Source organism: Aquabacterium sp. (genome assembly GCF_004297345.1).
GTDB lineage: Bacteria > Pseudomonadota > Gammaproteobacteria > Burkholderiales > Burkholderiaceae_C > Aquabacterium.
Map to the genome: position 1 here is coordinate 1 of NZ_SCTN01000465.1, position 3966 is coordinate 3966.

General features: G+C 62.3%; 5 protein-coding genes. All 5 read right to left on the reverse strand.

Annotated features, from left to right (window positions below):
* A partial coding sequence (locus tag EPO09_RS18020) for a secretin N-terminal domain-containing protein (RefSeq protein WP_290645203.1) occupies positions 1–1647 on the reverse strand: 1647 nt, incomplete at its 3' end.
* Positions 1644–2300 carry a hypothetical protein gene (locus EPO09_RS18025; protein WP_290645205.1) on the reverse strand — a complete coding sequence of 219 codons (657 nt, stop codon included), beginning with the start codon at positions 2298–2300 and terminating at the stop codon, positions 1644–1646. The genes EPO09_RS18025 and EPO09_RS18020, both read right to left, overlap by 4 nt.
* Positions 2297–2869 (reverse strand): hypothetical protein, encoded by a 573-nt coding sequence (locus tag EPO09_RS18030; protein WP_290645207.1) that lies wholly within the window; start codon positions 2867–2869, stop codon positions 2297–2299. Before EPO09_RS18030 ends, EPO09_RS18025 begins: the two co-directional genes overlap by 4 nt.
* Positions 2866–3480, reverse strand: coding sequence for a hypothetical protein (locus EPO09_RS18035; protein ID WP_290645209.1), 615 nt, complete (start codon positions 3478–3480; stop codon positions 2866–2868). Before EPO09_RS18035 ends, EPO09_RS18030 begins: the two co-directional genes overlap by 4 nt.
* Positions 3477–3966, reverse strand: a 490-nt coding sequence (locus EPO09_RS18040; protein ID WP_290645211.1) for a hypothetical protein, incomplete at its 5' end; no start/stop codon positions are given. The genes EPO09_RS18040 and EPO09_RS18035, both read right to left, overlap by 4 nt.

Consider the following 3966-nt stretch of genomic DNA (forward strand, 5'->3'; position numbering starts at 1 on the left):
CTCGGACTTTTTGTGCTCGTTGGTGGTCAAGCCAAACAGGCGCCCCACAACAGGCATGTCATGGAAGCCGGGGATGCCTGCCGAACTGCGGCTTTCACTGTCATTGATCAAGCCGGCCAGGATCTGAGTCTCCCCGTCCCGCAAGCGCAAGGTGGTGGTGGCCTGTCGCGTTCCTACTTGATAGGCGAAAGAATCGTTCGGTCCCGATACCTTGTTGGTGATGCTGCTGACTTCCAGCGCCACCTTGATGGTCACGTCGTTGTCCAGTTGAACCTGTGGCTCGACATCCAGCTTCAGGCCAACGTCCACGTAGTTGATGGAGACGGCATTGGAGATGCTGCCGTTGCTAGGCGTAGAGGTTGTCGTGAACACGGGCAGCTTCTCACCCAGCAGCACCTTGGCCTTTTCACGGTTGCGCGCACGGATCTTGGGATTGGCCAGGATGTTGGTCGTGTCATGCGTGGCACGCAAGGTGGCGATGGCCAAGGGGTTGGTGGTGAAGGCTTGCAGCCCTGTGAAACTGGTTAACGCAGCCGCTGAGCCCGGTATGCCGTATGACACCGATGTCGGCCAGGACATGCCCATCGCGTTGAGCTGGTTGTTGGACACCTCCATCACCTCCAGCTCCAGCATCACCTCCGGGTCAGCCAGATCGATGCTTTGGATCAGACGTTCGACCAAGCGCACCACTTCAGGCGTGTCACGTATGACCAGCAGGTTCAGCCGTTCGTCGACGAAGATGTCGCGCGTCTTGGCCACCGTACGCACCAATGACAAGGCTTGCTTGGGATCGGCATTGACCAGATAGAAGGTCCGCGTGACCGTGTCCAGCAGATCGCGCTGCTTTTGCTGCGTGGCCGGGAAGACAAGCACCGTGTTGTCATTGAGCAGTTTGGAGCCCAACTGCTGCGTGCCCAGGATCACACGCATGGCCTCGTCCACCGTCGTGTTCTTGAGGAAGAGCGTCACCTTGGCATCGCTGCGAACATCCTTGTCGAACACGAAGTTCACACCCGCGGCACGCGCAAGGGTCTCAAACACTGTGCGTACCGATGCTTCCCGAAACTCCAGCGTAATCGGCTTGGTGGCAGTGGCCAGTTGCAAAGTAGATTGCTTGCGGCTTTGCGACTCCCGCAACTCGGCCAGCTTGTTCATCATGGCGCGGGCCTTGCCATTGTTCGGGTCCTCAGACAGCACGGTCTGCAAAGCCGCGTCGGCACGCTCGTAGGCCTGTGCATCCAGCTGTTGCTGTGCCTCGGCGACCAAGCGTTGATGCCGCCGCAAACGCGTCAGCTCGCTCCTCAGCCAGGCAACACGAGGGTGCTGTGGTGCAGCCACCTCCAGACGTTTGAGAACAAGGGCCACGTCGTCAAGCCGCCCAGCGGCCCGTGCGGCATCAGCCAGATAGACCAGATAACCCACCGTGGCATCACGCTGCAACATCACTTCCGTGCGCAGTTGCCGATCGGTCTGGTCTTTTCGCGCGGCTTCATCCAGCTTCTGAAGCGCCGCTTCATGTTGACCCAAGCCAGCCAGGCGGTGGGCGTCCTCAATGACCGGGTTGGCACACCCGGTCACCAGCGTCGCCACGATGACGATGACCACTACCAGCTGCGCACGCAGTATCGACAAATCCATCATGCTCATCTCATCACAACGGTCTGTTGTTGCTGCAAGGGCAGATACGTCAGACTCATGGTTCGGTCCTGAATTCGATCGATGCGCCACTGGCCTTCGATCACGTCGCCCACACGCACCACCCAGGTGCTTTGCGGGCTGGTCAACACGGCACGCGCCACCGGGGGAGGCGCTGAGGCAGAACTGGCAGCCTGAAGCGGGGCATCGTCATTGAATCGACCTACCCAGGCATGCGGGAAACGCGGCGCCATGGGGGGAGGGGGAGGCGGCGGCGCCACCTCTTCAACGCGCTGCCGGATGGGCGGCTGCGGGGGCGGCGCGGTGCTGGCCCATGCCAAGGCAGGCTTGAACGACTGATCAGCGACAGCAACGCCATCTTGCACATCGCCCCGCTGCTGCCCTCGTTCTTGCCAGCGCTGCACGCCTCCCATCAAAGTTGCTGCCACCCACGGTGCCATCAACTCACCCTTGGCTTCACGCCCTGCCCCCGTAGCCGCATTGGGGCGCTCAGCCGATGACACATCCGCGTTTTGCTCACGCTCATGTCGCCTGGGCGCCTTGCCACCTTTCTGGGACGCCAGCAGATCATCATCGCCCTGCCCGCCCATCCAGGCGGCCAGACCACCAACCACGACCAGCGCGATCAACAAATTGCGGTTCATGGTTGCGCCTTCTCTGGCTTGCGCCACCAAAGAGACACGGCGACCCGCACTTGAACCTGATCGCTGGCCAGATCGCCCCGTTGCAGTGACACCTCGTCAATGCTGAGCGCAGGCTCTTTCAACATGGCAGCCAACCAGGCCTTGACAGCGGGATAGCTGCCACTGGCGGGCATGACCATGCGTTGACGCCACAACACCTGGCCCTCACGCTCTGACCACGGCTGGCGCGCGCCTTGATACTGCACTCCGCTGATGGCCACGCCGCGCTTGCTCGCCGCCGACAACACCGCGGACTGCAGAGGGACGCGCTGAGCGGCGTCAGGCAAGCCTTGCCACAACGCATCCCAGGCAGCTTCGGGTGAACGAACACGCACATTCTGCTCGGCTGGATCCGACAACGGGGAGGCTTGCTGCAAATCATGGCGCAGGTGCCGGGCCTGGGAGGCCAGCTTGTCGAGGGCCGCTTGCTGCTCAGGCACCCAGTGCCACTGCGCCCAGCCTGCCGCCATCAACAAGCTCGAGCCCATGATGCCGGCCAGCCCCAGCTGCTTCAACGAACGCGCCATCATGGTTGCGCTCCCGCCCAGGAGGCTTGCGCTCGCCACTCGTATGAGCCCAGCGCCGTGACAAAGGGGGCAGCCAACTTCTCGCGTTTGAGCAACTGCGCCGTTGGCCCCTGTGCATGCGCCCAGCGCAAAGCGGCATCATCGTCCTTGATGGCCGCCTCCACGTGCACCTCCGGCGCGCTATCAGCCTGCGCACCCAGGGTGGCCAGATCCAGGCTGAACGACAGCATCACGGCCTGCTCCGCTTGCGCCGATGCCTCGACCTGCTCCAGCGTGGTCAACCACGGGTAGGCCAGGTACTGCGCCAGCTGCGCAGCGTGTCGCGCTCTTTCAAGTGACAGGCTCACGGCACCACCGCCCTTTGCACTCGATTGAGTCTTGGCCAGGGCATCGATGTGTTCCTGATGCTTCGCCCGTTCGAGGCGCTTCAATACCTGCTGGGCATCGCGCATGTCCGCATCCAGGCGCTCCACCTGATACCACGTCCAGGTGCAAGCCAGCAGCGCAAACAGCAACACCGCCCAAGCCCAGGGCGCCGTGCGTACACGTGGCCCGACAAAATCCAGCTCATCGGCCCAGGCCGCGTCACGGCCAGCCAGCCAGGCCATCTTCATGCCACGCTCCTCCAGCAGGCATCAGCCCCCTTCAGAACGGGCTGAACAGCCTCGTGATCCCATACCTGATCTGCTTCAGCGGCATCTGGCGCTTTCAGCACCACACAAGACGACTGAGGGGACTCGGCCAGCGCGCGCGCCCGATCAGACCAGACACGCTGCAGACGTGGCACCCGGTCAGACTGCAGCAACACCTCCACATGCGTGACCCGTTCCGGCTCAAGCAGGTGCAAGGTCCACACGCCCTCCGCCCGATCTGGCGCTGCCTCCAGTGCAGACAACCAGTTTTGAACGCCCTGCGCCCACCATGGCCCAACCCATTGCAACTGCACGCCATGCGACTTGGCGTTCGCCTTCAACCCATCAATGAAAGAAGCCGGACTCGCGCACAACAAGCTTGCAGACTTGACGTTCACCCGGCGCACCAGCCAATCACGAGTCAAAGCGGCCTCATCCAGATCAAGGTAGTAAGCCCATTGCTGAACA